Below are 25,918 nucleotides of genomic sequence, written 5' to 3' on the forward strand. Positions count from 1 at the left end.
GGCGAAACTCGCGTAACCGTCGAAAAACCCCGCTCCCAACTACGGGTACGCGAGTTTCGCCCGGCCTGGGACGCGGGTCACAGCGCAGCTCAGCAGGTGTCATAGATAACCTAAGCTTTCGTAGTCATCTGTCCACGAAGTGGCTTACGCTGTGATTCATGGCAGCACGCACACACAGCGCCGACCCGCGCGCCGAGCGGGTCCGCACCCTCCTGCACGAGGCGGCATTCGCGCTCGCCCACGAACGCCCGGTCGATGAACTCACCGTGGCCGTCATCGTGGGCCGGGCGGGTGTCAGCCGGCAGGTCTTCTACCAACACTTCCGCGACCGCGACGACGCCGTCGCGGCGGCCTTCTCGGTCGCCTTCGGACAGGCATGCGCCGATAACGGCGGCGACGCACGGGTGCGCATCATGCGCCTGTTCGATTTCGCCGGCGAACACCGCGCGATGTACCGCAATGTGGTGCCCAGTTCGGTCACCCAACGGGTGGTCAGCGCCTTCCGCGCCGAACTCGCCCCCGCCTGCGCCGAGATCGCACGGGCGGGCACCGGCCCTGGGGGCACCGTGACGCCGATCGCCGGACTGACCGTCGAAGCCGTGACCCGCTTCCTGGTGGGCGGCTTCATGGAGGTACTGCGGTCCTGGATGGAGGAGCCCGAGGCGCGCGACGCCCGAGACCTCCGCGACCGTGTCGCCGCCGCCTTCGACACCGTCAACGCGCTTCTGACGCTGCCCGACACCGCTGGGAGGGCATGACATGGGCAAGCACAACGGCCAGACCACCGCACCGTCCATCCCGACAGGACACGGGATCACCCGCACCCAGGTCCGCCATGTGGTGCTGGCCATGGTCACCTTCACCCTGCTGGTGCTCGCGATGATCGCGAGCTACGCCGGCGCCTTCGCCAAACCCACCCTGCACCACCTCGACATCGCCGTCGCCGCACCGCAGCAGATGCTCGACGCGCTCGACACGCGCTCCGAATTGGATGTGACCGCCGTCGGTGACGACGCCGCGGCCCGTGCCCAGGTCCTCGAACGCAAGGCCGACGCCGCGTTCGTGGTCCAGCCATCGGGACGCCTCGATGTCTATGTCGCGGGCGGCGGCGGGCGCAGCGTCGCCACCGCCGCCGAGACCGTCGGACGYGCAACCGCGACCGAGGCCGGCCTGGCACCCGTGGTGACCGACATTGCGCCGACGTCGGCGGGCGACCCGTCCGGCACCGTCGAGTTCTATGCGGTCATCTTCGTGTCCATCGGGGCCTCGGTCGGTGCCGCCGCGTTCGGCCGGTTGGTCGGCGCGGTGCGGCGGCCCTGGACGCTGGGACTGCGCACCCTGACGCTCTCGGCCTACTCCGCGCTGCTGGCCGGCGTGGTGACCGTGTACGTGGACGCCGCACTCGGCGCGCTGACCGGCCATCCCTGGCAGGTGTTCGGCGCACTGTGGCTCTACGCCATGGCCGTCGGCGGCGCCGTCACCGGGGTGGCCGCCGCGTTCGGGACGGCGGCGGCGATGGCGGTGACCGCATTTCTGGTGGTCGTCGGCAACGCCGCTGCCGCCGGACCGATCGGGCGGCCGCTGCTGTCGGGTTTCTACACGACTTTCAATCACGTCGTTCCGCAGGGATCCGGGGTCTCACTGCTGCGCAGCATCGAATACTTCGGCGGCAACGGTGCGTTGACACCGCTTGGGACGCTGATGATTTGGGCCGCAACCGGCTGCATCCTGGCGGTGCTGGCCACCACCTTGCGAATGCCCGGCACCAAGCAGTTGTGGCAACGCATCGCCACCCGCACCTGAGGACAACTATCGTTCTCGCCATGAGCGAGCCGTACTACGACCTCGGGTCCTATCACCGGCCGATCGACACCACTGCCCCGCAGGCTCAGATGTGGTTCGACCGCGGATTGGTGTGGGCCTACGCGTTCAATCACGAAGAGGCCGTGCACTGTTTCGAACGGGCCCTCGAACTGGATCCCGACCTCGCCATCGCCCGGTGGGGCATCGCCTACGCCGTCGGCCCGAACTACAACAAGGCGTGGGACGCGTTCGACCCGGTCGAACTCGCGGTCTCGCTGGCCCGCGCCCGGGCGGAGCTGGCCGCCGCGGCGGGCGGCCGGGCATCGGCCACCGAGCGCGTGCTCATCGATGCGCTGGCGACGCGCTTCCCCACCGACGACCCCGATGACGCGGCAGCGCTCGCCGCGGGCCACCTCGCCTACGCCGAGGCCATGTCCGCGGTGGTGCAGAGCCATCCCGATGACGTCGACGTCCAGGCCCTGACTGCCGACGCCCTGCTCAACGTCACCGCATGGGCGTTGTGGGACAGCGCGACCGGGGATCCCGCGGAAGGATCCAGGGTCATCGAGGCCAAGGCCATTCTCGATGCCGCCCTTGCCACCCCGATCGGGCGTGCGCACCCCGGCGTACTGCACCTCTACATCCACGCCATGGAGATGTCGGCGCACCCCGAGGAAGCGCTGCCCGCGGCCGATCTGCTGCGCGATCTGGTCCCCGACGCCGGGCACCTGCAGCACATGCCGAGTCACATCGATGTGCTCTGCGGCGACTACCGAGCCTCGGTGATCGCCAACCACGCTGCGGTGCGGGCAGACCGGAAGTTCGTCGAACGGTCCGGCCCGCTGAACTTCTACTCCCTCTACCGCGCGCACGATCTGCACTTCGTGGTCTATTCGGCCATGTTCGAGGGCCGGTTCCAGGTCGCCGAGGATGCGGCCGCCGAGCTCGCCGGCCAGCTGACACCCGAGCTGCTGGCCATCGAATCACCACCGATGGCGGACTGGCTGGAGGCGTTCGTCCCGCTGCGGGTGCACGTCCTGGTGCGGTTCGGCCGGTGGGACGAGCTGACCGCCCTGCCCCTGCCCGCGGACCCGGACCTCTACTGCACCACCACGGCGACCATTCACTACGGACGCGGTGTCGCGCACGCCGCGAAAGGCCAGTTACCTCAGGCGCATGCCGAACAGGAGGCGCTGGCTGCGAGCTACGCGCGTATCCCCGATTCCCGCTACCTGTTCAACAACACCAGCCGCGACATCCTCGCGGTAGCCGTGGCCATGCTCGACGGCGAAATCGCTTACCGGGAAGGACGATTCGAGGAAGCGTTCAGCCATCTGCGGCGTGCCATCGCACTGGACGACGCGCTGCCCTACGACGAGCCGTGGGGTTGGATGCAACCGACCCGGCACGCCTACGGGGCCCTGCTGCTCGAACAGGGACGGGTCGAGGAGGCCGCCGGCGTCTACGCCGCCGACCTGGGGCTCGACGACACCTTGCGGCGTTCGTGCCAGCACCCCGGAAACGTCTGGAGCCTGCACGGATACCACGAAAGCCTGCGCCGCCTGGGCCGCGACGAGGAGGCCGACGTCATCGCCGCGGAGCTCGACGTGGCGCGGGCACGGGCCGATGTTCCGGTGCTGGCGTCCTGCGCTTGCCGGCTGGAGGTCACAAACCAGCCGACCCAATGTTGCGATTGAATGAATTTGGTTGCCTCTCAACGTGTCATGCCACCATTTGCGGTGGTGAGGGCTACTGTTGGCGGCAGAAGCGATACGGGGGGCTTGCACACATCTGGGTGAGGTGCTGCCCTCCGCTGTGGAGAGGACGCCCGATGACGTGCGAACGCCATGTAGAAGAACCCTTGTTCGCCCTTGTCCGGATGATCCGGGGTGCCGTCGAGGACCCCGTTCGTTCGGCCGGCGGCGACGATCATGACCTCGAGGCGATCGCCGTCGCGGCGGCCTACGCGGCATGGTGCTGGGGGTCCGCCCCGACCGCCGATGCCGAGCCTCCCGGCCTGGCGAGCATGCCCGCGTAAACTGCCGGTGTGCCGATCAGCGACAAAGACCTGCAATATCTGCGCCGCTGCGTAGGACTCGCCCGCACCGCCCACGAGGGTGGCGATGAACCGTTCGGGTCCATCCTGGTCGACGAGTCGGGCAGTGTGCTGTTCGAAGATCACAACCGGGTCCAGGGTGGCGATGCCACCCGACATCCCGAGTTCGCCATCGCGCGGTGGGCCGTCGAACGCCTGACACCGCAGCAGCGCGCCACCGCGGTGGTGTACACCTCCGGTGAGCACTGCGCCATGTGCTCGGCCGCGCACGCCTGGGTCGGCCTCGGCCGCATCGTCTACGCGACCTCCTCGGAGCAACTGAGCCGGTGGTGCACCGAGTGGGGTACCCCGCCCGCGCCGGTCGCCGCACTCCCCATCACGGTCGTCGCGCCCGGCATCCCCTGCGACGGGCCGGCACCGGAGTTGGAGGACGACATGCGAGCACTCTACGAAGCGACGTTCCGCCCGTGACCGATCCAGGCTGGGTGCAGCACGTCATCTGGTGGCAGATCTATCCACTCGGCTTCGTCGGGGCGTTTCCCTCCGAAAAGCCGCCGACCGCCGATGAGCACCGGTTGCTGCGCATCGTCGAATGGCTGGACCACGCAGTGGAACTCGGCGCCTCCGGGATCGCGCTGGGCCCGGTATTCGCTTCCCGGACCCACGGCTACGACACCACCGACCACCTGCGTATCGACCCGCGCCTGGGCGACGAGGCCGACTTCGACGAGTTGATCGGCGAATGCCACCGGCGCGGACTGCGGGTGCTGCTCGACGGCGTGTTCAACCACGTCGGCACCGATTTTCCGCGCTACCGCGATGCTCTGGCGAACGGCCCCGATGACTGGTTCCGCAAAAGCCGCAACGGTTTTGCCACCTTCGAGGGCCACGGCGAACTGATCGCCCTGAACCATGAGAACCCCGATGTCATCGCCTACACGATCGAGGTCATGGACCACTGGCTCGGACGCGGAGCCGACGGCTGGCGCCTCGACGCGGCCTATGCGGTGGCCCCGTCGTTCTGGGCCGCAGTACTGCCCGAGGTGCGCCGCCGGCACCCCGATGCGTGGTTCGTCGGGGAGGTCATCCACGGCGACTACCCGGCGCAGCTGCGTGCGGGCACGCTGGATTCCATCACCCAGTACGAGCTGTGGAAGGCGATCTGGAGCAGCCTCAACGACGGCAATTTCCACGAACTCGACTGGGCCCTGCAGCGGCACAACGAGTTCCTGGACACCTTCGTCCCGCTCACCTTCATCGGCAACCACGATGTCAGCAGAATCGCCAGCCAGCTGACCGATGTGCGGCACGTGGAACACGCATTGGTGCTCCTGCTGACGACCGGCGGGACGCCGAGTATCTACGCCGGCGACGAATGGGCGGCCCACGGCGTCAAGGAGGAACGCGTCGGTGGCGACGACGCGGTGCGCCCCGAATTCGGGCATCCGCAGCCGGGCCCGCACGACATTCTGTCGCTGCATCAGTATCTGATCGGCCTGCGCCGCCGGAACCCGTGGTTGCACACCGCGACCACCGAGTCCCTGCAGCTGACCAACACGGGCTACATCTACCGCACCAGCGCCGGCGACCGCGCGCTGGTGGTCGCGCTCAACATCGACGACGAGCCGCTGTCGGCGCAGTTACCCGACCCGGGCCACRTCGTCGCCGGTTCCGGCGCCCCACCCGCCGAACGGGTGCAGCAGCTCGTGGTGCCCGCACACGGTTGGGTGATCGTCGACGCCGGATGATCCGGCTCGATCAGCCGGGCGTCTCGTCACACTCGGACCACGTGTAGTGCTGTTCGGCCGCCGTTCCGCCACCGAGCATGAAGGCCCGATGGTGGCGGTCGGCCCGGCCGATGGCTGCCATCCAGGTGAACAGGGTGCTGACCCGGTTGCTCAGCCCGGTGAGGAACGCGATGTGGATGAAGCCCCACCCCAGCCAGCCCGCGAAACCGGACACCCGGACGGGCCCGACCTGCAGCAGCGCGTTGCCCCGGCTGATGTAGGCCGCCGATCCCAGATCCCGGTAGCGGTAGCGCTTGCGCGGTTTGCCATCGAGGTCCCGGCGCACGCAGGCGGCCACGTGCAGCCCGCCCTGCATGGCGTTCTCGGCGACGCCGGGTAGGTCGTCGCGGCCGACCAGATCTCCCACGATGAAGACCTCGGGGTACCCGGGCACCGAGAGATCGGGTTCGACACTGATCCGGCCGGCGCGGTCGGCCTGCGCCCCCAGCACTTCGGCGACGTGCCGCGCGAACGGCACGGCCTCGACACCGGCGGTCCACAACACGGTGCGCGCGGCGAACTGTTCGGCTGCCCCACCGGACTTCGGCGTCACGGTCACCCCGTCGCGTCCTACATCGGTGACGTGTACACCCATGTGCAATTCGACTCCGAGCGCCTCCAAGGTGCGGGTGGCCTTGCCCGCCAGGCCCGGAGCGAAACTCTTGAGCACCCGGTCGCCGCCGTCGAACAACAACACCTTGGCGTCCTCGGGGGCGATGCTGTGGAACTCGTTGGCCAGCGTCCTGCTGGCCACCTCGCGGATCTGCCCGGCGATCTCCACACCGGTCGGTCCGCCACCGGCCACCGCGAAGGTCAGCCAGCTGTCCCGTTCGGGCCCCGGGGGCAACGTCTCGGCGATCTCGAAAGCGGTGAACAACCGTTGACGGATGCACAAGGCGTCATCGAGTGTCTTCATTCCCGGCGCCCATTCGGCGAAATGCTCGTTGCCGAAATAGGACTGCTTCATGCCCGCGGCCACCACCAGGACGTCGTAGCCGACCGTGAAGGTGGTTTCATCGGGACGCATGGCGGTGACGGTGCGGGTGCCGGGGTCCAGCCGGATCGCCTCGCCCAGCAGGGTGGTCACATTGCGGTGGCGTGAAAGCTCTTCACGCAGCGACCGGCTGATGTGCCCGATGCTCAGCGTTCCGGTGGCGCATTGATACAGCAGCGGCTGAAAGATATGGCCCGCGCCGCGGTCGAGCAGGGTGACATCCACGTCGTGTCTGCCGAGCCTGCGCGCACAGAACAGTCCGCCGAATCCGCCGCCGATGATGAGCACCCTGGTGCGTTCGTCGCTCATCGCTTCGAGGGTAGCTGCATCGCGGGGGCCGACGGCCGGCATCCGCCAAGCGGAGCGCCACCGCTCGTCGCCGGGATAGGCTGCCGAATTGATGCCGACCACGATTGCGCCCGGCGACCTCGACGCGACAGCGTCGACACCGCACCTGAGCCGGCGCCACCTGTTCTCCCGAGCCAGTATCCAATCCAGACTGCTGTTGATGTTGCTCGCGACCAGCGTGCTGTCGGCGGCGATCGTCGGCTTCATCGGATATCAGTCCGGTCACGAGTCGCTGCGGGAGTCGGTGTTCGACCGGCTGACCGAGATCCGGGAGGCGCAGACACGGACTCTGGGCATCGGCGTGGCGGATCTGAAGGACTCGTTGGTGATCTACAGCCGCGGCGCGACGGCGACCCAGGCGCTCCAGGATTTCACCGCCGGCTTCGACCAGCTGGCCGACGCCACGATCAACCCACAGCAGCAACAACGCCTCACCGACTACTACACCGGACCGTTCGCGCAGAAGGAAAAGGAACAGACCGGCAACGAGATCGATGTGGCCGCGCTGCTGCCCTACGGCAATGCCCAGCGCTACCTGCAGGCCCTGTACACGACGCCGTTCACCGACGACCAGCAGTCGATTCTGTTCGACGACGCCGGTGACCGCAGCGCATGGTCGGCGGCGAACGCGAAGTACAACGACTTCTTCCGCGAAATCGTCACCCGCTTCAAATACGAGGACGCGCTGCTCATCGACACCCGCGGCAACATCGTCTACACCGCGAACAAGGGTGTCGAACTCGGCAGCAACATTCTCAGCGGCCCCTACAAGGGCGGTAACCTCACCGAGGCCTACGTCAAGGCGATGCAGTCCAACGCGGTGGACTACGTGGCGATCACCGATTTCGGTGAATACCAGCCGGCACCCGCTCCCACGGCGTGGCTGGTGTCTCCGGTCGGGGACGCCGGCCGCGCCACGGGCGTGCTGGCCATGCAGTTCCCCATCTCGAAGATCAACCGGTTGATGACGGTGGACAAGCAGTGGGAGGCGTCCGGGATGGGCCGGACCGGAGAAACCTACATCGTCGGGCCGGACGGCCTGATGCGCTCGGACTCACGGCTGTTCGTGGAGGATCGCGAAGCGTTCAAACGCGCCGTCATCGAGGCCGGGACGCCCCCGGAGGTCGCGGAGGACTCGCTTCGGCAGAACGGCACCACCCTGGTGCAACCGGTCGATGGTCCGTCCGCCGACAGCGCCCTGCGCGGTGAACGCGGCACTGTCGTCACCGACGACTACCTCGGGCAGCAGTCGTTGCAGGCGTATGGACCCGTGGAGATCGAGGGGCTGCACTGGGGAGTGATCGCCGAGATCGATACCGCAGAGGCGTTCGCGCCGGTGTCGGCATTCACCCGCACCCTGGTGCTGTCCACCGCGGCGATCATCTTCGTGGTCTCGATCGCGGCCATGCTGCTGGCGCGGTTCTTCGTGCGACCCATCCGCCGGCTGGAAGCCGGAGCCAGACAAATCAGCTCCGGGGACTACGGCGTCACCGTTCCGGTGCTGTCCAGAGATGAATTCGGCGATCTCACAGTGGCTTTCAACGACATGAGTCGCAACCTGGCCATCAAGGAAGATCTGCTCAACGAGCAGCGCAGTGAGAACGACAGAATCATGCTGTCCCTGATGCCGGAGACGGCGGTGGCGCGCTATCGCGACGGTGAAGAGACCATCTCCCAGGATCATCAGGACGTATCCGTCATCTTCGCCGACATCGTCGGCCTGGAGGAACTCTCGGCGGAGCTGAGCTCCGAGGAGTCGCTGGCCATCGTCAACCGGTTGGTCCGCCAGTTCGACGCCGCGGCCGACAGTCTCGGGGTGGAACATATCCGCACCCTGCACAACGGGTATCTGGCCAGCTGCGGATTGAACGTACCTCGTCTCGACAATGTCCGGCGCACAGTGGATTTCGCGATGGAGATGCAGCTGATCGTGAACCGCTTCAACGGCGAGACCGGCAGCGCGCTCACGCTCCGGGCCGGTATCGACACCGGCACCGTCACCAGCGGCCTGGTGGGGCGCTCGACCCTGGCCTACGACATGTGGGGCGCCACGGTGGATCTGGCCAACCGGGTGCAGACCGGCTCGGATCAGGGCGGCATCTACGTCACGGCCAGGGTGTATGACGCCCTCGGTGAGGAACACCGGTTCGTCCAGACCGGGGAGGTCGTGGGAGCCGACGGGGCCGAGCCGGTGTGGCGGCTCGTCGAGACCCAGCCGTGAACGAGATCACCGGAGCGCCATGGTTTGCCTGGGCGGTGGGCATCTCCGTCGGCCTGCCCCTGACGATCGTGCTGCTGACCGAACTGCGCAACGCACTGGTGCGCAGAGGAAGCACGCTGGCTCGCGCGGTCGGACTGCTGCGCAATTACATCCTGCCGCTGGGCGCACTGTTGCTGCTGCTCACCAAGGCCAACGAGGTGTCCGCGAATGCCACGCCGGTGCGGATCATCGCCACGGGGTTCGGATTCGTCGTTCTCATCCTGTTGTTGTCGGGGCTGAACGCCACCCTGTTCCAGGGCGCTCCCGACGACAGCTGGCGCAAACGCATGCCCTCGATCTTTCTGGACGTGGCCCGCTTTGCGGTGATCGCCGTCGGGCTGGCCCTGATCTTTTCCTATGTATGGGGCGCCAACGTCGGCGGTCTGTTCACCGCGCTGGGCATCACGTCCATCGTGTTGGGTCTGGCGCTGCAGAATTCGGTGGGCCAGATCGTCTCGGGTCTTCTGCTGCTGTTCGAGCAGCCGTTCCGCCTCGGTGACTGGCTCGACACCCCGAGCGCGCGTGGACGTGTCATCGAGGTGAACTGGCGCGCAACGCATATCGACACCCGTAGCGGCATGCAGATCATCCCCAACTCGGTGCTCGCCGGTGCGTCGTTCACCAATCTGAGCCGGCCGGCCGGTCAGCACTCGATCACGGTGCGCTGCGTGTTCGGTGTGGAGGATTCACCGGATGTGGTGTGCGCCCTGCTGGCCCGGGCGGCCAATGCGCTACCGCACCTGCGTGCCGGTGCGACGGCCACCGCCGTGTACAGCGGTGGGCTGGACTACCAGGCCTCCATCCCGCTGCGCTCCCCCACCGATGACGTCGCCGCCAGGGCGACGTTCCTGCGCTGGGTCTGGTACGCATCGCGTCGGGCCGAGCTTCATCTCGATGAGGCCGATGACGATTTCGCGACTCCGGAGCGGGTCGCTGACGCCATGACGATCGTGGCGTCCAGCCTGCGTCTGAAGGGTGCCGAGCTCGACGATGTGACGTCCCGGGTGCGGCTGGCGCGGTACGGCGCCGAGGAGTCCATTCAGTCACCCGGTCAGGTCCCGACCCGAATGACGTTCATCGTGCAGGGCCGGGTGAAACTGACGGCGGTGCGTGACGACGGCGTGATCGTCACGGTCCGCACGGCCGAGGAAGGCGACTTCCTCGGCCAGACCACGCTGACCCGGGAGCCCGTTGCGACGGGCGCGTATGCGCTCGACGAGGTCACCGTCGTGCAGATCGACCGGGGTGACCTGGAGCAGCTCGTCGCCCGGAAACCGGTGCTGCTGCAGGAATTCGGCAGGGCCATCGAGGAACGCCAGACCGCCGTCCGGCAGGCGCTGTCCGCGACCGACTGAACACCGGTGTCGGAGCTGGTCTCGACTCCGAGTCGCAATCGTTAGCAACCCGCGACCACACCACGCCGCGCTGTTACGCGTGTGACTGCTGAGGCGCATGTTCAACTACCTCACGAAGAAAGCAGCGGCGCTTGCTTAACACGTGAAGAAAGGTGGGTTGGTTGCCGTTATGAAGTTCATCAGAAATATCCGAGGCGGAGTGCTACGCAGGGCGGCGGTGGTCGCCGCTTCAGTCCTGGTGCTGCCCGGGCTGATCGGCTTCGCCGGGGGTTCGGCGACCGCTGGAGCGTTCTCGCGGCCCGGCCTGCCCGTCGAGTACCTGGACGTGTTCTCCCAGTCCATGAATCGCAACATCCGGGTGCAGTTCCAGGGCGGCGGGCCACACGCGGTCTACCTGCTCGACGGTCTGCGCGCCCAGGACGACTACAACGGCTGGGACATCAACACAGCCGCATTCGAGTACTACTACGAATCAGGTCTGTCGACCGTCATGCCGGTCGGCGGCCAGTCCAGCTTCTACACCGACTGGTACCAGCCCTCGAAGGGCAACGGGCAGAACTACACCTACAAGTGGGAGACGTTCCTGACCCAGGAACTGCCCACCTACCTGGAAGCCGCCAAGGGCGTGTCGCGGACCGGCAACGCCGCGGTCGGCATCTCGATGGCCGGCAGCGCGGCGCTGACCTACGCCATCCACCACCCGCAGCAGTTCATCTATGCGGCAACCCTGTCGGGCTTCCTGAACCCGTCCGAGGGCTGGTGGCCGATGCTGATCGGTCTGGCCATGAACGACGCCGGTGGCTTCAACGCCGAGAGCATGTGGGGCCCGTCGAGTGACCCGGCCTGGAAGCGCAACGACCCGATGGTCAACATCAACCAGCTGGTGGCCAACAACACCCGGGTCTGGATCTACTGCGGCACCGGCACCCCGTCGGATCTCGATGCCGCCGGAAACGCCGCCAACCTGATGGCCGCCCAGTTCCTTGAGGGCTTCACGCTGCGCACCAATGTCGCCTTCCGCGACAAGTACATCGCAGCCGGTGGCACCAACGGTGTGTTCAACTTCCCGCCGAACGGCACCCATAGCTGGGGCTACTGGGGCCAGCAGCTCCAGATGATGAAGCCGGATATCCAGCGTGTGCTGGGAGCTCAAGCCGTCGCCTGATGAGGGCTTGAGCCACCAAAACCCAGGGAGCCTGCCGTACCCCCCGAACGGCAGGCTCCCTGCTTTTGTGTGTTCGGGGGGCCCGGTCAGGTCGGTTGCACCTGAGCGCCGCGCGCGTCCTCTGCTGCGCGGCGGCGCAGTTCGATGGCTTCGCCCAACATCCTGGCCAGCTGCGGATTGCTCTGCACCACAGAGCTGATGGTGCGTCGGGGAATGGCGAGCAAGGTGGTGTCGGTCAGCGCGACCGCCCCGGTGAGGACCGGCTGACGGGTCAACGCGGTGGTCCCGATGTAATCCCCCACCTCGAGTCGCCCGACGGCAACCTGCTCGCCGATGTCGGTGATCACCGTCAGCTCCAGTTCCCCGGCGACGATGAAAGCAAGCGCATCCGGTACCGATCCGACCTCTTGGACGACCTCCCCCTGGCAGTAGATCAGCTGACGGCTTTCGGCGATCATGTCGGCGACGGTCTCCTCGTCGAGGCCCAGAGCCGACGCGATCCGACGGGGGTGGGCGGCGATGTGAGTGTCGTCGACGAATCCGCCGTCGGCTTCGTCGAGATGCAAACCGGCGCGCCGCGCCGCMTACCAGGTCCGCTGCAGCAGCGCATTTTTGGTCGAGCCGTCCTCGGCGGGTGATCCGATCGGCACCGACACCCGGTATTCGCCGGCGCCCAACGCGGATACTCGCGAGTCGACGTCGGCCAGTTTGGCGGGAAGGGCATCGGCGACGGCCCTGAGGGTCTCGACGACGGTGCCCGGCCGGTCATCGGCGGCGAACGCGAGTGTCGCGGTCGTATAAAAAGCGGCACCGTGCACGCGACTGAGGTTGGTGAACGACGCGCCGGCCAACGTCGCGTTCGGGACGATCTGGATGCCGTTGCCGGTGTCGATGTGAATGGAACGCCAGTTGACTTCGAGGACACGACCTTTCCCCGACGGGGTGTCCAGCCAGTCTCCGATGCGGAAGGGCTGTTCGAAGAGCAGGAACAGCCCGGCGATGACCGGGCCGACCGCCGTCTGCACCGCGAGACCGATGACGATGGATGTCACACCGACCGCGGCGAACAGCCCCCCGATATCGGTCCCCCACACCCAGGAGAACAGAACGCCCAGTCCGATCGCGATGACGATGAGCCGGCCGAGGTCGATGAAGATCGAGGGCAGCCGTTCCCGCCAACTACCGGCACGGGCTTGACCGAACAGGGCCGCATTGGCCCCCGACAGGGCGAACAGGATGACCAGGAAACCGAACATCGTCGCCGCGAGCCGTGGCCAGGTTGCCTCGGCGTCGGTGTCGTTGAGCTGATCGACCAGGATGAGCAGCGCCAGCGCCGGTAACACCGCGTTGCGCAGCAGCGCCACCGGACGGGCGTAGCTGCTGTGCCGGCGGGACAGATATTGCTGCACCTCGTTGAGGATCAACAGCGCCACGGGAAGCGCGACCACGACAATGGCGGTCGGCCAGAACCACGGTTGTGAGATCAGCGCGTTCATGACGTCACCCGGGTCGGAATCTGCAGTGCCCAGACGGTTTCGGTGCCGTCGTTGGTCGTCACCGTGCCCGCTTCTTCGAACGTGTAGAAGCCCGTGAGGCTGGTGTGCACGCGGTCGCTGACGAAGATGCCGGGTCGATCTGCGGCGGCATGCACCCGGTGCGCGAGATCGACCGCCTCACCCCACAGGTCGTAGATCCTGGTGCGTTGGCCGATCAGCCCGCTGGACACCGGCCCGCTGTCGATGCCGACCCGCACCGTCAACCCCGCGTTGTGCTGCTTGTTGAACAGCTCGATCACCTCCGCGAGTTCGATCGCGAAAGCGACGGTGCGGCTGGCGTGGTCGACTCGCGGAGTGACCAGCCCGCAGGTCGCCAGAAATCCGTTGTGCAAGCCGCGCACCCGCTCGATGCCGTGGTGTTCGGCTGCCGCATCGAAGGACTCGAACAGCGTGTTGAGCAGCCGCACCGATTCGTCGGACGCCAACGACCGGCTGAAATCCTTGTAGTTCAACAGCTCTGCGTAGATCACCGAGACGTCGCGGTAATCGCTGCTGATTGTCTTCTCGCCCCCGCGGAATCGACGGGCGACCGACTCCGGCATCAACGAGGCCAGAAGTTCGTCGTTCTCCCGGCGTTGTTCGTCGATCAGTGCCTGCTTCGTTCTCAAGCTGTCGCTCATATTGTTGAATTCCGCGGCCAGGTCACCGAACTCATCCTGGGTCGTCACCGGGACGCTGACTCCCAGTTCACCTCCGGTCACCCGGCGCACGGCCGAAGCCAACTGCGTCAACGGACGTGTCAGCATCCGGCTGAGCAGCAACGCCAGGATGCACACGACCAACACGATGGCGGCGGTCGACAGCGCGATGTTACGGGCGAACCTGTTGACCGGGGCCAGTGCCTCGTTCTCGTCGATCTTGGCGACCAGCACCCAATCCAGGCCCGGAATGTCCAACGGCATATAGGCCACCAGTGAGGCCGGACCGATGTAGTCGTCATCGGTCACCACGCCGGATTCACCGGCCAGCGCATTGTTGACCGCCAGCGTGTCGACGGGCTGCAGAAGGACGCTTCCGTTGACCGCCACCTGCCGTTCGGCGACGTCGGTGGGCGTGCCGTTGTCGACCACCGCGTCGATATAACCGTCAGGATTGGTCACCAGCTCACGGGAGGCCGAACGCATCAACTTGTCGGAGCCGGCGAGATAGGTTTCGCCGGTCGCCCCCAGTCCGTCCTGCTCCCAGCCGTTGGCACCGGTCATCACATTGTTGATGCCGTCCAGCGACATCTGCAGGGCGAGAACTCCCACGATGTTGCCGCCGCTGCCGATCGGTGACAGTACCCACGGCGTCGGCTTGTCATAGGAGGGCGGATAGCGCTCGAAGTCGGTGACGAAGGTCTGGTCGACCGATGTGGCTTGCAGCGCCTCGCGATAACCGTCGGCCAACAACGATGTCCGGTAGGGCCCGGTGAACAAATTCGTCCCGAGGTCCGCACCCTTGTAGGCGGTGTAGACGGCATTGCCGTTGGTATCGAGCACCAGCGCGTCCTCGAAACCGAACCTCGTCGTCAGGTCCGCGAAAAAGCTCTGATAGCGCGCGTTCACCGCCGACCACGCACTGGGATCACCGGCTGTCCGCACCGCCAGTGCCTTCTCGAAGTCGCCCCCGGCCGGCACCGTGTAGGCGTTCTGAAGGTAGATGGCCGCGTTGCCGGTCGGCTCGAACAGCGTCGGGTCGGCCGGCTCACCGGTGCGTGCACTCAACTCGGGTGCGAACACCGTTTCGTAGAACTTCGCCACGTTGGCCTCCGCGGCGGGCGGCGGCGGGGTGGATTCGAGCTCGGCGAAGGCCGCACCGAATTCGCGGGCAGCGTTCACCGTCGTCGTCCCGTGCGTGACGATCGAGGCGGCGTCGGTGATCATTCGGTAATAGGCGGTGATTTCCCGCGCCCGGGACTCCCGGAGCTGCGTCATCCGGGCGAATTCCGCGCTACGCAACGAGTCTGTGCCCGACACATATCCGATGGCGCCGGCGACGAGCACCGACAAGACACTGACCACGAGCAATACGATCAGCAATTTGGATTGAATGCCGAGCGACCGACGCGACCCACCTGAACGGGCGAAGCGTGATGCCACAAGCGACCTCTTCCATCGGATGATCGGAACCATCGCCGAGACGCAAAAGAATGCGCTGCCGCACCCACCGCGTACCGACTGATCAGGTCATCAAGATATGCCGCGATGACCGAATACGCGGCGACCTTCCGCGAATCAAGCCAAACCACTGCTCGGGCGCGAGACGACGAGGCACCGCGCCGGCGCCGCGGCTTTTGGCTGTGCGGCGGCGATTCGCGCCGAATTATCTGCGCAGCCGCAATAAAGTTCAGTCATGGCAGCCGATGACCAGGGCACACCAACCCTGCATGTGCAGCACCGCGTCGATCCCGGCGCGCTGGCCCTGGCCACGGTAGGTGGGGCCGTCGCCTTCATCTTCGCCGGCGAGGACTGGGACATCCTGGCGGTCGTCATCGGTCTGATGCTGCTGCTGATCCTGCTCGCCCACCATCACGCCGCGCCGACCAACGGCAGCCCGCGCTCCTACCTGCTGCGCGGGGCCTTCGGCGCCACAACGGGTCTCGCGTTCAGCATCGCGGTGGCACCGGCCATCGAATACGGCATCGTCACCCCGTACTTCCACACCGAAGATGACGAGGGCTTCTCGATGGACGCGTGGAACACCACCGTCGCGCTGTCCGGGGTGTGGCTGGTCGCGGGAATTCTGCTCGCGGTGTTGGAGCCACGCATCGCGCGCTGGCTGGACCGGGTGAAGTAGCGGCTTCAGCCGTCGAAGCGGGACCTGCCGTCGACAGCCTCGTGCAGGCAACGGTTCTCACGTGCGCTCAGCGCTCCACGGATGCGGTCGGCCAAGCGCGGGACAGTCACCGCGTCCAGGTCCGCCGGCTCGACGAGTACCACAGCCGCGACTTCCGGATCCGGACTACGTCGTGCGAGGTCCCCGGATGCGACCGACCCGCCGTCGTAGACGAACATGACCGAATCGCCGCGCTCGTCGCCGTCGTTCTGGTGTTCGACCGCGAGCAGCCGCCCGACCGCCACGTCGATTCCGAGTTCTTCTCGGCACTCCCGCGCGCATGCGGCCAGTGCGGACTCTCCGGCTTCGACGGCACCGCCCGGGATTTCGTAGAAGTCGCGGTAGGTCGTGTCAATCATCACGATGCGGCCGTCGTCGGTCGTGATGAGCGCGCCGGCGCCTTGGCGGACACGGGCTAGATGCGCGTAGTACCGATCGGCTGATACCTGCGAGTCGCCCATGACACCATCATGAGGGGTGGAATCGCACACCAGGTGCGGTCACCTCAATCGACGACAATCCAGACACCGGGGCAACGCATGAAGGAAATCGCAACCCGAAGGCGCAGCCAGCCCGCGCCGCCATGGGCCTTGTTCGAGGATCTGTGCGACCCTCACCGCCAACCGGCACGTCCCTGGCTCGAGGTGAAAGATGACGAGATCGCACCGACCGTCCTCGAAAGTGATCAGGCACGCCTGGTCGTCTGGTCGTCGCTGTGGCCCGAGCGCCCCGACGCGATCGTGCGGTTCGACCTCACGGCCACGGATGACGGCGGCACAGACTTGCGCTGGACCCTGTGCATGGACGAGCCCGAACCCGACACCGACCTGGTGAGCCGTATACGGCACCGTCTCGGCGAACTCATCAACGCCAATCTACGTTTCACCTACGGTCAGTGACCGGCGCTCAGTCTGTCGCGTTCACCCGGGCATCGTCTCGCCGGTCACTGCGTTGGACGAACCACCACAGCACCACACCGGCTGCCAGGATCGACCCGGCGATGCCGAGTTCGAGCACGCCGCCGTATCCCGTGACCGAGAACCCGGTCGCGCCGACCACCAGCATCACCGAGAGCAGAATCGCCAGACCGATCGACACCGGCACGAAGACCCGCGGAAGGCGGATCGGGCGCACCGCGTCGGGGCGGTCCTTGCGCAACAGCGCGAAACCGGTCACCGCCAGCACGTGGGCCAGGATGTAGCCGAGGTTGCCGGTGACGATGATCGCCAGCGGCTGCTGAAGGACCACCAGCAGAACGATGTTGAGCACCAGCATCACGTTGAGTGCACGGATGGGAACACCGCGGCGGTTGAGCTTGCCCATGGAGCGCACGGTGATGCCTTCCTTGCCCATGTTGAACAGGACCCGCGACGCGTCGGCTACAGATGTCAACATCACCAGCACCAGAGAAGCGATCAGGCACAGCACCATGACGTCCGCACCTGCCCCGGTCAACTGCGAGAAGCTCGCCACGAAGAAGGTGGAGGGGTCCGCCGCGATCGCCTCTTCACCGGCGAATCCGCCGAGGGTCAGCGGAACGAGGAAGAACACTCCCAGGCAAAACAGCGCCGATGCCCGGATCGCCCGCGACGTGTCCCGGACCGGATCGCGGTACTCCGAGGCGAAGGTCGCGCAGACCTCGATACCCAGTGTGGTCCAGGCCATCACGTACAGCCAGACGATCGCGGTGTGCAGACCCTCCAGGCCGTGCAGGTTCCACGTCAGGTCCATCGGTGCCCAGTCGGCGTTGAAGAGCGGGAAGAAGATGAATACGGCCAGCGGGATCATCAGGATCGCCGCGGTCACATAGACGAAGGCCATGGTGACCCGCACGCCGATGACGTTGATGCCATACAGCACGAAGATGACGATCAGTCCGATGAGGATCGGGAAGCTGAAGTGCAGGGGCCCCAGATCATACGTCCACTCCTGGTCGGGGAACCACTGGGATTGCACCAGCAGGCCGGTGAACGAGCCGTAGGTCGCCAGGTTGGACCCCCACGGCAGCCAGTATCCGACGCCGGCCAGGGGCGCGAACCAGGGCACCCGCTTCTTCCATGCCTCGGCCGCGTAGCCCGAGATGCCTCCCGAGGCGTTGGGGAACATCGCCGCCAACTCGATGTAGATCCAGTTGACCGCCAACGAGATCGCCATCGAGATGGCCCACAGCACCGCGGCGCCCCAGCCGCCGAGCCCGGCGATCGAGGCGCCCAGGGTGGCTACCAGCGCGGCGGGCATCGTCATCGCCATCGCGAAACCGTCGAACCAGCGCATCTTGCGCGGCAGCACCTCGTCCACCGAATGCAGCTCTGCTGCTTCCCTATTGGTTGTCATAGGTGTGTTCCTCCAGTGCGTGGGGTCGTGGTTCCGAAAGGCCGGCGGCGTCCTCTTGGGAGGACCTGCGCCACGTGTTGTTCACACGTTAAGGCTTCGACGTCAATGTCGCAGCGCTTCTTGAATTATTGTGGCGCAACATCTTTCGAGCTATCGAGCAGCACTCGGCACCGATCTGGCCACAGCTGCGCCAGAACGGTCTCGGAGAAGTGATATTCAGGACGGTCGGAACGAACTGTGCGCCACCCGCGGCGCGTGCTTGACCATGATGTGCCGGGCGACCGTGTATTCGGCGACCGCGGCCTGACTCATGTCCTTGCCGAAACCACTTGCCTTGACGCCGCCGTGTGGCGCCTCGGAGGCGATCGGCAGGTGGTCGTTGACCCATGTCACACCGGCGTCGATCGAATGCGCGGTGCGCAGTGCGCGTGCCACATCCGAGGTCCACACCGAGGACGCCAGGCCGTACCGGCAGTCGTTGGCCAGCCGGATCGCTTCTGCCTCATCGCCGAACGGCAACACCACCAGGACCGGCCCGAAGACCTCGTCCTGCACGATCTCGGCGGACTGCTCCGCTCCGGTGATCAGCGTCGGCGGATAGTAGGCGCCCGGGCCTTCCGGCAGCACACCTCCGGTACGCACCGTGGCGCCGGCCTCGACGGCACGTTCGACGAAACCGTGAACCCGCGCCCGGTGCTCGACACTGATCAGCGGGCCGATGTCGGTGGACGCTTCGTGCGGGTCGCCGACGCGGATGGCACCGAAAGCCACCGTGAGACGTTCGATGAGATCGTCGATGATCGATTCGTGCGCATACACGCGGGTCGCCGCGGTGCAGTCCTGCCCCGAGTTGTAGGTCGCGCCCATCGCGATACCGTGCGCCGCGTCGTCGAGGTGAGCATCCTCGAACACCAGACATGGTGCCTTGCCGCCGAGTTCGAGATGAACCCGGGCGCCGCGGACCGATGCGGTCGACATGACCTGGCGACCGGCACGGGTCGATCCGGTGATCGAGACGAGCTGTATCCGCTCATCGGCGACCAGGGCCGCACCGACGGCCTGATCACCGGTCACCACCTCCAGCACCCCTGGTGGAACACCCGCCTCGATCGCGAGTTCAGCGATGTAGAGCGTGGTCGACGGAGTCGAGGGCGCCGGCTTGATGACGATGGTGTTGCCGGCGGCCAGCGCGGGCCCGATCTTCCACAGCCCCATGATCATCGGGAAGTTCCATGGCGCGATGCCGACGACGGCACCCACGGGCCGGCGCACGATCATCGACGTGTACCCCTCGCTGAGCAGGCCGGCACCGGTCTCCTCCAGGGAGCGGCCCGCCCCTGCGAAGAAGCGCAAATTGTCGGTGCCGAAAGGCAGCTCACCGTCGCGGAAGACCGACTCCGGCTTACCCGTTTCGGCGACCTCCAGTGCGGTGAGCTCGGCAGAATGGGCGTCGATCAGGTCGGCCCAGCGCAGCAGCATCCGCGCGCGCTCGCCGGCAGTCCGGCCCGACCACCCTGGGAAGGCTTCGGCCGCGGCCGTGACGGCGCGCTCGGCGTCCTGGATCGACGCCTCGGAGATCGTCGTCGTGGGCTCCCCTGTCGACGGGTCGACCAGAGTGCGGTCGCCGCCGGAGCCGGCGATCCGTTCACCCCGATGGAACAGTCCTGCGGTCATGCGCATACTCCTGTCAACTGTTGAAGCCCACACCGAAGCGGTCCAGGGTGCGCAGAAGCATTCCCCTGCGGCCTGTTTCGTCCTCACGGGCCAAGGCCGCACGGGTCATCTCGACCGCCGACCAGCGCAGCGGTTCGGGTGGAAACGGCACGGCGCTGCTGGTGACGGCCCGAAGGCTGGTGCGTTCGGTCGGCCGCCCGCCCAGCAGATCGAGAGCTACGCGCGCACCGAAACGCGTCGATGCCACACCGAGGCCGGTGAAGCCGACCGCGTAGGCCAGGCGCCCGTTGAAAGCTGTTCCGAAGATCGGCGTGAACCTGCTGGTGGTGTCGATGACGCCACCCCAGCGGTGGGTGAACGGCAGGTCCTCAAGCTGAGGGAATGTTTCGCGAAAGTGCCGGGCCAGCAGTCGGTGTGACCGGTCGCGCTGTTCGAGTTCGGGGGCGACGGCGTTGCCGAAGTGGTAGATCGCGTCATAGCCGCCCCACACGATGCGGTCGTCGCGGGTGCGGCGGAAGTAGTGGAACTGGTTGCCGGCGTCGGTGAGTCCCTGGTTCTGCGTCCAGCCGATCGAGTCAAGCTGACCGGCGGTCAGCGGTGCCGTCGCGAGCACGTAGTCGTAGACGGGAAGAATCCAGGACTTCAGCCGCCGCAACAACGGCGGATAGGCGTTGGTGGCGAGCACGATGTGTGACGTGTCGACCTCGCCGTATGTGCTGCGCACGGTGAGGTTGCCACCGGTCCGGGTGATCCCGGTGGCCGGCGACCGTTCGAAGATGACGGCACCCAATTCCTCTGCCAAGCGGCGTAATCCGAGCACCAGCGCCATCGGGTCGACCAGGCCGCCGCGGTGGATCCGCAGCCCGCCGTGGAAGGCGGTCGAGTGGATGTCGGCACGGACCTGCTCACGGTCGAGGAACTCGACGTCCTCGCCGTGGCGGGCATAGCTCGGCACGGCGTTGCGCAGCGCCTCGACTTCGTGCGCAGTTCTGGCCAGCGTCGTTTTGCCGACCAAGCGCAGATCGGCATCGATCTCGTTGCGCTGCAGGATATCTGCGATCTGCTCGACGTTCTGCCGGCCTTGGCGCTGCAACTCGTCGAGTTCGTCGGGCCACATCGCCTGGCCGTGGGCGATGCCGTGCGTGAGCGACTCGGAGACGAAGCCACCGTTGCGCCCCGATGCCGCCGCACCCACCCACGCTTGTTCGAGCACGACCACCCGGCGGCCCGGGTCCGCGGTGAGCGCTTCGATCGCCGCCCACAGACCGGTATATCCGCCGCCCACGACCACCAGGTCCGCGCTGACACGCCCGCGTAACGGCTGCGTCTGCGGTTCGGTGTGCACGCCGTCCCACCACACGGGCCGTGGTTCTGCGTCACGTAACTCGTCGGTGGTTCTCACGTCCTGCTCCGTTGTCGATCGGTGACCGCCATCGTTGATTCGGTCGATGGCAGGACGATAGTTGCACTGTCGTTCAGAGAACACAACACCAAAAACTGCATGTCAATGTGGTTACTTATGTGAAACCTGAGTTTCTCTTCAAGAAATGCTTCCGCTATGGCAGCCTGTCTGGCACGGTGACTCATGACAGACGAGTGGGAGGGACCCCGTGGCGGTCAGCCGCACCGAACGACGCGCCAACCTGCTGCACGCCGCACAACGGGCGGTGATGAAACACGGCGCGGACGTCCAGCTCAATCAGGTCGCGGCCGAGGCCGGGCTCACCTCGGGCGCCGTCCTGTACCACTTTCCCGACGTGCAGACGCTCCTCGTGGAGGCCAACAGGGCGGGCATGGAGCGGTTCTACGATGACCGCCTCCGCCGCATCGAGGGCATCGCCGAACCCGACCGCCGTCTGGTGCTCACCATCGAGTCCGGTCTGCCCGTCGACTCCGATGACCCGGCAGTCAAACTGCTCTGTGAGCTCGGCGGGGCCGCCGGCCGGTACCCGACCTACGCGGTGTTGCTCACCGCGCTCTTCGATCGCCAGGTGGCGATGTACCAGGTCATCCTGGAATCGGGTGCCGCCCGGGGCGTCTTCACGTTGACGTCACCGTCGCTGACCATCGCGCGCAACATCGTGGCGCTGGAAGACGCCTATGGATACCGCATGGTGGCCCGCCATCCGAGTCTGGATGCCGACGCGTCCACCGAACTGATTCTCGATTACGCGCGGGTGGCTACCGGCCATCCCCTACCCCGCTGCGCTGACGGCGAAAGGACCGAATGATGTCCCAGGCGTTGACCATAATGTTCTGGCCGGAGTCCGCCTACGGACCCACCAATCAATGCATCGGCGTCGCAGCCAAGCTCCGCGACCGCGGCCACACCATCGTCTTCGCCGCCGAATCCTCATGGGCGGGAAAGATCGCCAAGTACGGGTTCATCGAGGAACTCGTCGATCTGGCGGCTCCTGTCGAGGGCGCCGAAGACGGTGACGCGGGCCAGTTCTGGACCGACTTCATCGCCGAGACGGCCCCCGAATTCGCCAAGCCGACCCTCGACCAGCTGGAGACCTTCATCGGTCCCACTTACCAGGCGCTCATCGACGGCGCCAAGTACTGCGAACCACGCCTACGCGAGATCATCGACAAGCACCAACCCGATGTGATCGTCGAAGACAACGTGGTGCTGTTTCCGGCGCTGTCCACCGCGGGTAAGCCGTTCGTGCGGTTCATCTCCTGCAGCCCGCTGGAAGTACCCGGACCTGATGTCCCGCCGCCTTTTTCGGGTCTGCCCAGTGACGACAGATCCGAATGGCCGGGATATCGTGCCGAATTGGACCGCGCGTTGCGGCCGCTGTGGGAAGACTTCGATGCCTGGGTACGCGAACAGGGTGGGGCGCCGTTACCCGATCTGGAATTCATGCCGCGCGACAACGCGGCCACCATCTACATCTATCCGGCCGAGGCGGACTACGTCGACAGGCGGCCGTTGGACGCATCGTGGACGCGAGTGGATTCCAGCATCCGGGAGACCGACGAGGACTACGAACTGCCTGCCGCCATGGCCGACCGCCCAGAGGGCAGCGCGCTGCTCTATCTGTCGCTGGGTTCGCTCGGCGCGGCTGACGTGTCGCTGATGCAGCGGCTGGTCGACATCCTCGGGACCACCCGGCACCGCTTCATCGTCAGCAAGGGCCCGCAGTCGGACAAGATCACGCTGGCCGACAACATGGTCGGAGCGCAGATGCTGCCGCAGACCAGGATCATCCCACTGGTGGATGCGGTGATCTCGCACGGCGGCAACAACACCACCACCGAGGCCCTGCATTTCGGGAAGCCGCTGATCGTGCTGCCGCTGTTCTGGGATCAGTACGAAAATGCCCAGCGCATCGACGAATTGAAGCTGGGCGTGCGGTTGGACACCTACCATTTCGCCGATGCCGAACTGACCGCCGCCGTGGACACGATCCTGGCCGATCAGGAACTGCGCGACCGGGTGTCCAAGATCGGTGCGGCCGTCCGCGCACGCGATGGCCTCAGCGTGGCCGCCGACGTCATCGAACGCACCGGTTTGTCGCACCAGACGGCCAGCGGCTGACCCGTGTTGCCCGACGGGTCAATGGATCCCACCGATCTCCTCGCGCTCGACGATGGCCACGCGCTGGCCATCGTCGATCACGACGGGACGTTGTCGGCTGTTCCCGTGGTCTGGGCATCCGGTGGCTGGCAGCGCGCGACGGCGGGCGACGGCACCGCCGACGCGCTGTTGCGCCTGCTCGCCCAGGCCCCCGGCACTTCGTCGCACGGCCGGTTCTCCGTGGTGTCATGGACCGAGCGGTACCGGCCGGGCACCGAACGTCCGGTCGCCGTAGACCAGACCAACGAGTCGGTCATCGTCGGCGAGCAGGCCGTGGTGAAGTGGGCGACCCACCTGCAGCCCGGGCCGCATCCCGCGCCGGGCAGGCTCGCGGCCCTCACCGCCGCCGGGTTCACATCCATGCCGACCCCGTGGGGTGTGGTCACCTGGACACCGCAGGGTGGCGACGAAACCCTGGTCGCCACGGTGAACGGCTACCTTCCGGGTGCCGTCGACGGCTGGACCTGGGCGAAGGATCTGTTCATCGCCGCGGCCACCAGCGGCGATCTCGGTGTCGTCACCGAAACCTGCGGCGCCCTGGGAATCGTGGTCGCCGACATGCACGCGGCGCTGGGCAGCACATCGACCCGGTCGACGTCCGAGGACGCGACACGTTGGCGCGACAGCGCTTTCGACACCTTGGCCCAGGCACGCCTGCTCGCCGGTCCGGCCAACGCCGTGCTGCTCACCGAGCGCGCCGACGATATCGAGCGCATCCTGGACGGACTGTCCGGACTGGTGGATGTGCCGGTGCTCGATGGACACGGTGACCTGCACGTCGGTCAGGTGTTGCGCACCGACGATCGGCTGTTCATCACCGATTTCGACGGCAATCCAGTGCTCCCGCCCGCCGAACGCGTCCGACCCGTACCGGCCGCCGTCGATCTTGCCGGCATCCTGCAGTCGCTGTCCCACGTCGCCATCGTCGCCGTCAAACGCTCCGATCTCGGTGCGGACACCCTCGCCGAGGTCGACGCGGTGTCGCGGGCGGCGTTGTACACCGCGTACCTCGGCAGGTTGACCCACCGAGGGCATACCGACCTGCACATCGACGACGCCCTCGGCGCCTTCCGCCTGCAACAGGTGCTGCGTGAGATCGTCTACGCGGGCCGTCACCTACCGCGCTGGATGTACGTCCCGGACGCGGCGCTGCCCGCCCTACTCAACGAAACGAGCCGATGAAACCCGACGGATTCGCCACCGATCTCGCCCGCAAGCCCGACGTGCTGACCAATCTGGCCGGTGCACTGGCGACACGGAACCCGTGGGCGCACACCGTTCCCGCCGATGTCGAACGCGTCGTCTTGCTGGGCATGGGCTCGTCGGCCTACGCAAGCGGCATCGCCGCCGGGCGGCTGCGGGCCCGCGGCATCTGCGCGGTGTCCGAGATCGCGTCCTCGGAGTTGCTGCCCAAATGGGGGCCGGGGACCCTCGTGGTGGCCACCTCGGCGACCGGCGGATCGGTCGAGACCCTCGATGCTCTGGAACGACTCGACGGTTCGGCGCATACCGTGGCGCTGACGAACACACCCGGGTCCACCATCACCACACGCTGCACGGACACCGTCGAGATGTTGGCCGAACCCGAAGTGGGCGGCGTGGCCTGCCGCAGCTACCAGCACACCCTGGCGATGTTGATGGCGCTCGAATGTCAGCTGACCGGGACCTCCACCGCCGACCTGATCGCGGCCGTGGAGTCGGCGGCGCGCRCAAGTGACCGGCTGCTGGCCACCGAGACCGATTGGCGTCCTCAAGTTTCGGAATCGCTGCTCGGAGAGGCGGAGACACATCTGGTGGCTCCGGCGCATCGTTTCTCCTCTGCCCAGCAGGGCGCGTTGATGCTCCGGGAGGGACCGCGGCGCTCAGCGATCGGGTGCGAGACCGGCGACTGGAGTCATGTCGACGTGTATCGCACCAAGAACAGCGATCTGCGGATGCTGGTGTTCGCCGGGTCGAAGTGGGAAGCCCAGATGGCCGAATGGACCGGCCCGCGCGGTACGACGGTGGTCGGGGTGGGTGGCGATGTGCCCACCGCCACCCATACGGTGCGTTACCCGGGGGACGACGTCGACGCTGTCCGGTTGTTGACCGAGCCGCTCATTCCGGAACTGGTCGCGGCTCGGGATTGGCAGGCGGCGAACGGGGACTCCGCGGGGCCGGGTGACGGGTAGGTCAGGCGGATGCGA

General features: G+C 66.6%; 22 protein-coding genes. 15 read left to right on the top strand and 7 right to left on the bottom strand.

Annotated features, from left to right (window positions below; genetic code table 11):
- Positions 1-158 precede the first annotated feature (158 nt).
- The 6 genes from AC1DTF_RS19525 (at position 159) to AC1DTF_RS19550 (ending at position 5,607) form a co-directional block, all read left to right on the top strand.
- Positions 159-758, top strand: coding sequence for a TetR/AcrR family transcriptional regulator (locus AC1DTF_RS19525; protein WP_057165502.1), 600 nt, complete (start codon positions 159-161; stop codon positions 756-758).
- Between the two features lies 1 nt (position 759).
- Positions 760-1,803, top strand: a complete 1,044-nt coding sequence (locus AC1DTF_RS19530; protein WP_057165503.1) for a hypothetical protein — start codon at positions 760-762, stop codon at positions 1,801-1,803.
- 20 nt (positions 1,804-1,823) lie between these two features.
- A complete protein-coding gene (locus AC1DTF_RS19535; protein ID WP_477475248.1) occupies positions 1,824-3,500 on the top strand; it encodes a tetratricopeptide repeat protein in 1,677 nt (558 codons plus the stop codon).
- A gap of 134 nt (positions 3,501-3,634) precedes the next feature.
- Complete coding sequence (locus AC1DTF_RS19540) at positions 3,635-3,841, top strand: hypothetical protein (protein ID WP_156409010.1); 207 nt, start codon at positions 3,635-3,637, stop codon at positions 3,839-3,841.
- A 9-nt stretch (positions 3,842-3,850) separates the two neighbouring features.
- Positions 3,851-4,330: a nucleoside deaminase gene (locus AC1DTF_RS19545; protein WP_057165505.1), complete on the top strand. Its 480-nt coding sequence runs from the start codon at positions 3,851-3,853 to the stop codon at positions 4,328-4,330.
- Entirely contained in the window at positions 4,327-5,607 is a 1,281-nt protein-coding gene (locus AC1DTF_RS19550; protein WP_477475249.1) for an alpha-amylase family protein, read from the top strand. The genes AC1DTF_RS19545 and AC1DTF_RS19550 overlap by 4 nt, the downstream gene beginning before the upstream one ends.
- Before the next feature lie 10 nt (positions 5,608-5,617).
- Here the strand turns inward: AC1DTF_RS19550 and AC1DTF_RS19555 are convergent, their stop codons facing one another.
- Complete coding sequence (locus AC1DTF_RS19555; RefSeq protein ID WP_057165507.1) at positions 5,618-6,949, bottom strand: NAD(P)/FAD-dependent oxidoreductase; 1,332 nt, start codon at positions 6,947-6,949, stop codon at positions 5,618-5,620.
- 91 nt (positions 6,950-7,040) lie between these two features.
- Between AC1DTF_RS19555 and AC1DTF_RS19560 the strand changes: the two genes are divergently transcribed.
- The 3 genes from AC1DTF_RS19560 (at position 7,041) to AC1DTF_RS19570 (ending at position 11,768) form a co-directional block, all read left to right on the top strand.
- The gene (locus tag AC1DTF_RS19560; RefSeq protein ID WP_477475250.1) at positions 7,041-9,209 is read left to right on the top strand and encodes an adenylate/guanylate cyclase domain-containing protein; all 2,169 of its coding nucleotides are present in this window, start codon (positions 7,041-7,043) and stop codon (positions 9,207-9,209) included.
- Positions 9,206-10,603, top strand: a complete 1,398-nt coding sequence (locus tag AC1DTF_RS19565; protein ID WP_477475251.1) for a mechanosensitive ion channel domain-containing protein — start codon at positions 9,206-9,208, stop codon at positions 10,601-10,603. The genes AC1DTF_RS19560 and AC1DTF_RS19565 overlap by 4 nt, the downstream gene beginning before the upstream one ends.
- A gap of 169 nt (positions 10,604-10,772) precedes the next feature.
- A complete protein-coding gene (locus tag AC1DTF_RS19570) occupies positions 10,773-11,768 on the top strand; it encodes an esterase family protein (protein WP_057165510.1) in 996 nt (331 codons plus the stop codon).
- An 86-nt stretch (positions 11,769-11,854) separates the two neighbouring features.
- Here the strand turns inward: AC1DTF_RS19570 and AC1DTF_RS19575 are convergent, their stop codons facing one another.
- Together AC1DTF_RS19575 and AC1DTF_RS19580 are read right to left on the bottom strand one after the other, a co-directional pair.
- Positions 11,855-13,264, bottom strand: coding sequence for a mechanosensitive ion channel domain-containing protein (locus AC1DTF_RS19575; protein ID WP_477475252.1), 1,410 nt, complete (start codon positions 13,262-13,264; stop codon positions 11,855-11,857).
- On the bottom strand, positions 13,261-15,327 hold the full coding sequence (locus tag AC1DTF_RS19580; protein WP_477475253.1) for an adenylate/guanylate cyclase domain-containing protein: 2,067 nt from the start codon (positions 15,325-15,327) through the stop codon (positions 13,261-13,263). The genes AC1DTF_RS19575 and AC1DTF_RS19580 overlap by 4 nt, the downstream gene beginning before the upstream one ends.
- A 331-nt stretch (positions 15,328-15,658) precedes the next feature.
- On the opposite strand from AC1DTF_RS19580, the gene AC1DTF_RS19585 reads away from it, so the two are divergent.
- The gene (locus AC1DTF_RS19585) at positions 15,659-16,102 is read left to right on the top strand and encodes a hypothetical protein (RefSeq protein ID WP_477475254.1); all 444 of its coding nucleotides are present in this window, start codon (positions 15,659-15,661) and stop codon (positions 16,100-16,102) included.
- A 5-nt stretch (positions 16,103-16,107) separates the two neighbouring features.
- On the opposite strand, the gene AC1DTF_RS19590 is transcribed toward AC1DTF_RS19585, so the two are convergent.
- On the bottom strand, positions 16,108-16,602 hold the full coding sequence (locus tag AC1DTF_RS19590) for an NUDIX domain-containing protein (protein ID WP_477475255.1): 495 nt from the start codon (positions 16,600-16,602) through the stop codon (positions 16,108-16,110).
- 129 nt (positions 16,603-16,731) lie between these two features.
- Here AC1DTF_RS19590 and AC1DTF_RS19595 point away from each other — a divergent pair, with 129 nt between their 5' ends.
- The gene (locus AC1DTF_RS19595; RefSeq protein ID WP_477475256.1) at positions 16,732-17,040 is read left to right on the top strand and encodes a hypothetical protein; all 309 of its coding nucleotides are present in this window, start codon (positions 16,732-16,734) and stop codon (positions 17,038-17,040) included.
- Between the two features lie 7 nt (positions 17,041-17,047).
- Here the strand turns inward: AC1DTF_RS19595 and AC1DTF_RS19600 are convergent, their stop codons facing one another.
- From AC1DTF_RS19600 to AC1DTF_RS19610, 3 genes are all read right to left on the bottom strand, one after another.
- Positions 17,048-18,475: an APC family permease gene (locus tag AC1DTF_RS19600; protein WP_057165516.1), complete on the bottom strand. Its 1,428-nt coding sequence runs from the start codon at positions 18,473-18,475 to the stop codon at positions 17,048-17,050.
- A 216-nt stretch (positions 18,476-18,691) separates the two neighbouring features.
- On the bottom strand, positions 18,692-20,149 hold the full coding sequence (locus tag AC1DTF_RS19605; RefSeq protein WP_477475257.1) for an aminobutyraldehyde dehydrogenase: 1,458 nt from the start codon (positions 20,147-20,149) through the stop codon (positions 18,692-18,694).
- Between the two features lie 13 nt (positions 20,150-20,162).
- On the bottom strand, positions 20,163-21,551 hold the full coding sequence (locus AC1DTF_RS19610; RefSeq protein WP_477475258.1) for an NAD(P)/FAD-dependent oxidoreductase: 1,389 nt from the start codon (positions 21,549-21,551) through the stop codon (positions 20,163-20,165).
- A gap of 208 nt (positions 21,552-21,759) precedes the next feature.
- Here AC1DTF_RS19610 and AC1DTF_RS19615 point away from each other — a divergent pair, with 208 nt between their 5' ends.
- From AC1DTF_RS19615 to AC1DTF_RS19630, 4 genes are read left to right on the top strand one after another with little or no spacing between them, the layout of a single operon-like run.
- A complete protein-coding gene (locus AC1DTF_RS19615; protein WP_057165520.1) occupies positions 21,760-22,380 on the top strand; it encodes a TetR/AcrR family transcriptional regulator in 621 nt (206 codons plus the stop codon).
- Entirely contained in the window at positions 22,380-23,693 is a 1,314-nt protein-coding gene (locus AC1DTF_RS19620; protein ID WP_477475259.1) for a glycosyltransferase, read from the top strand. Before AC1DTF_RS19615 ends, AC1DTF_RS19620 begins: the two co-directional genes overlap by 1 nt.
- A 21-nt stretch (positions 23,694-23,714) precedes the next feature.
- Positions 23,715-24,914, top strand: coding sequence for a glucosamine kinase (locus AC1DTF_RS19625; protein ID WP_477475260.1), 1,200 nt, complete (start codon positions 23,715-23,717; stop codon positions 24,912-24,914).
- Entirely contained in the window at positions 24,911-25,903 is a 993-nt protein-coding gene (locus AC1DTF_RS19630; RefSeq protein WP_477475261.1) for an SIS domain-containing protein, read from the top strand. The genes AC1DTF_RS19625 and AC1DTF_RS19630 overlap by 4 nt, the downstream gene beginning before the upstream one ends.
- The last annotated feature ends 15 nt before the right edge of the window (positions 25,904-25,918 follow it).

The sequence above is a fragment of the Mycobacterium sp. P4_H6 genome (genome assembly GCF_056400845.1).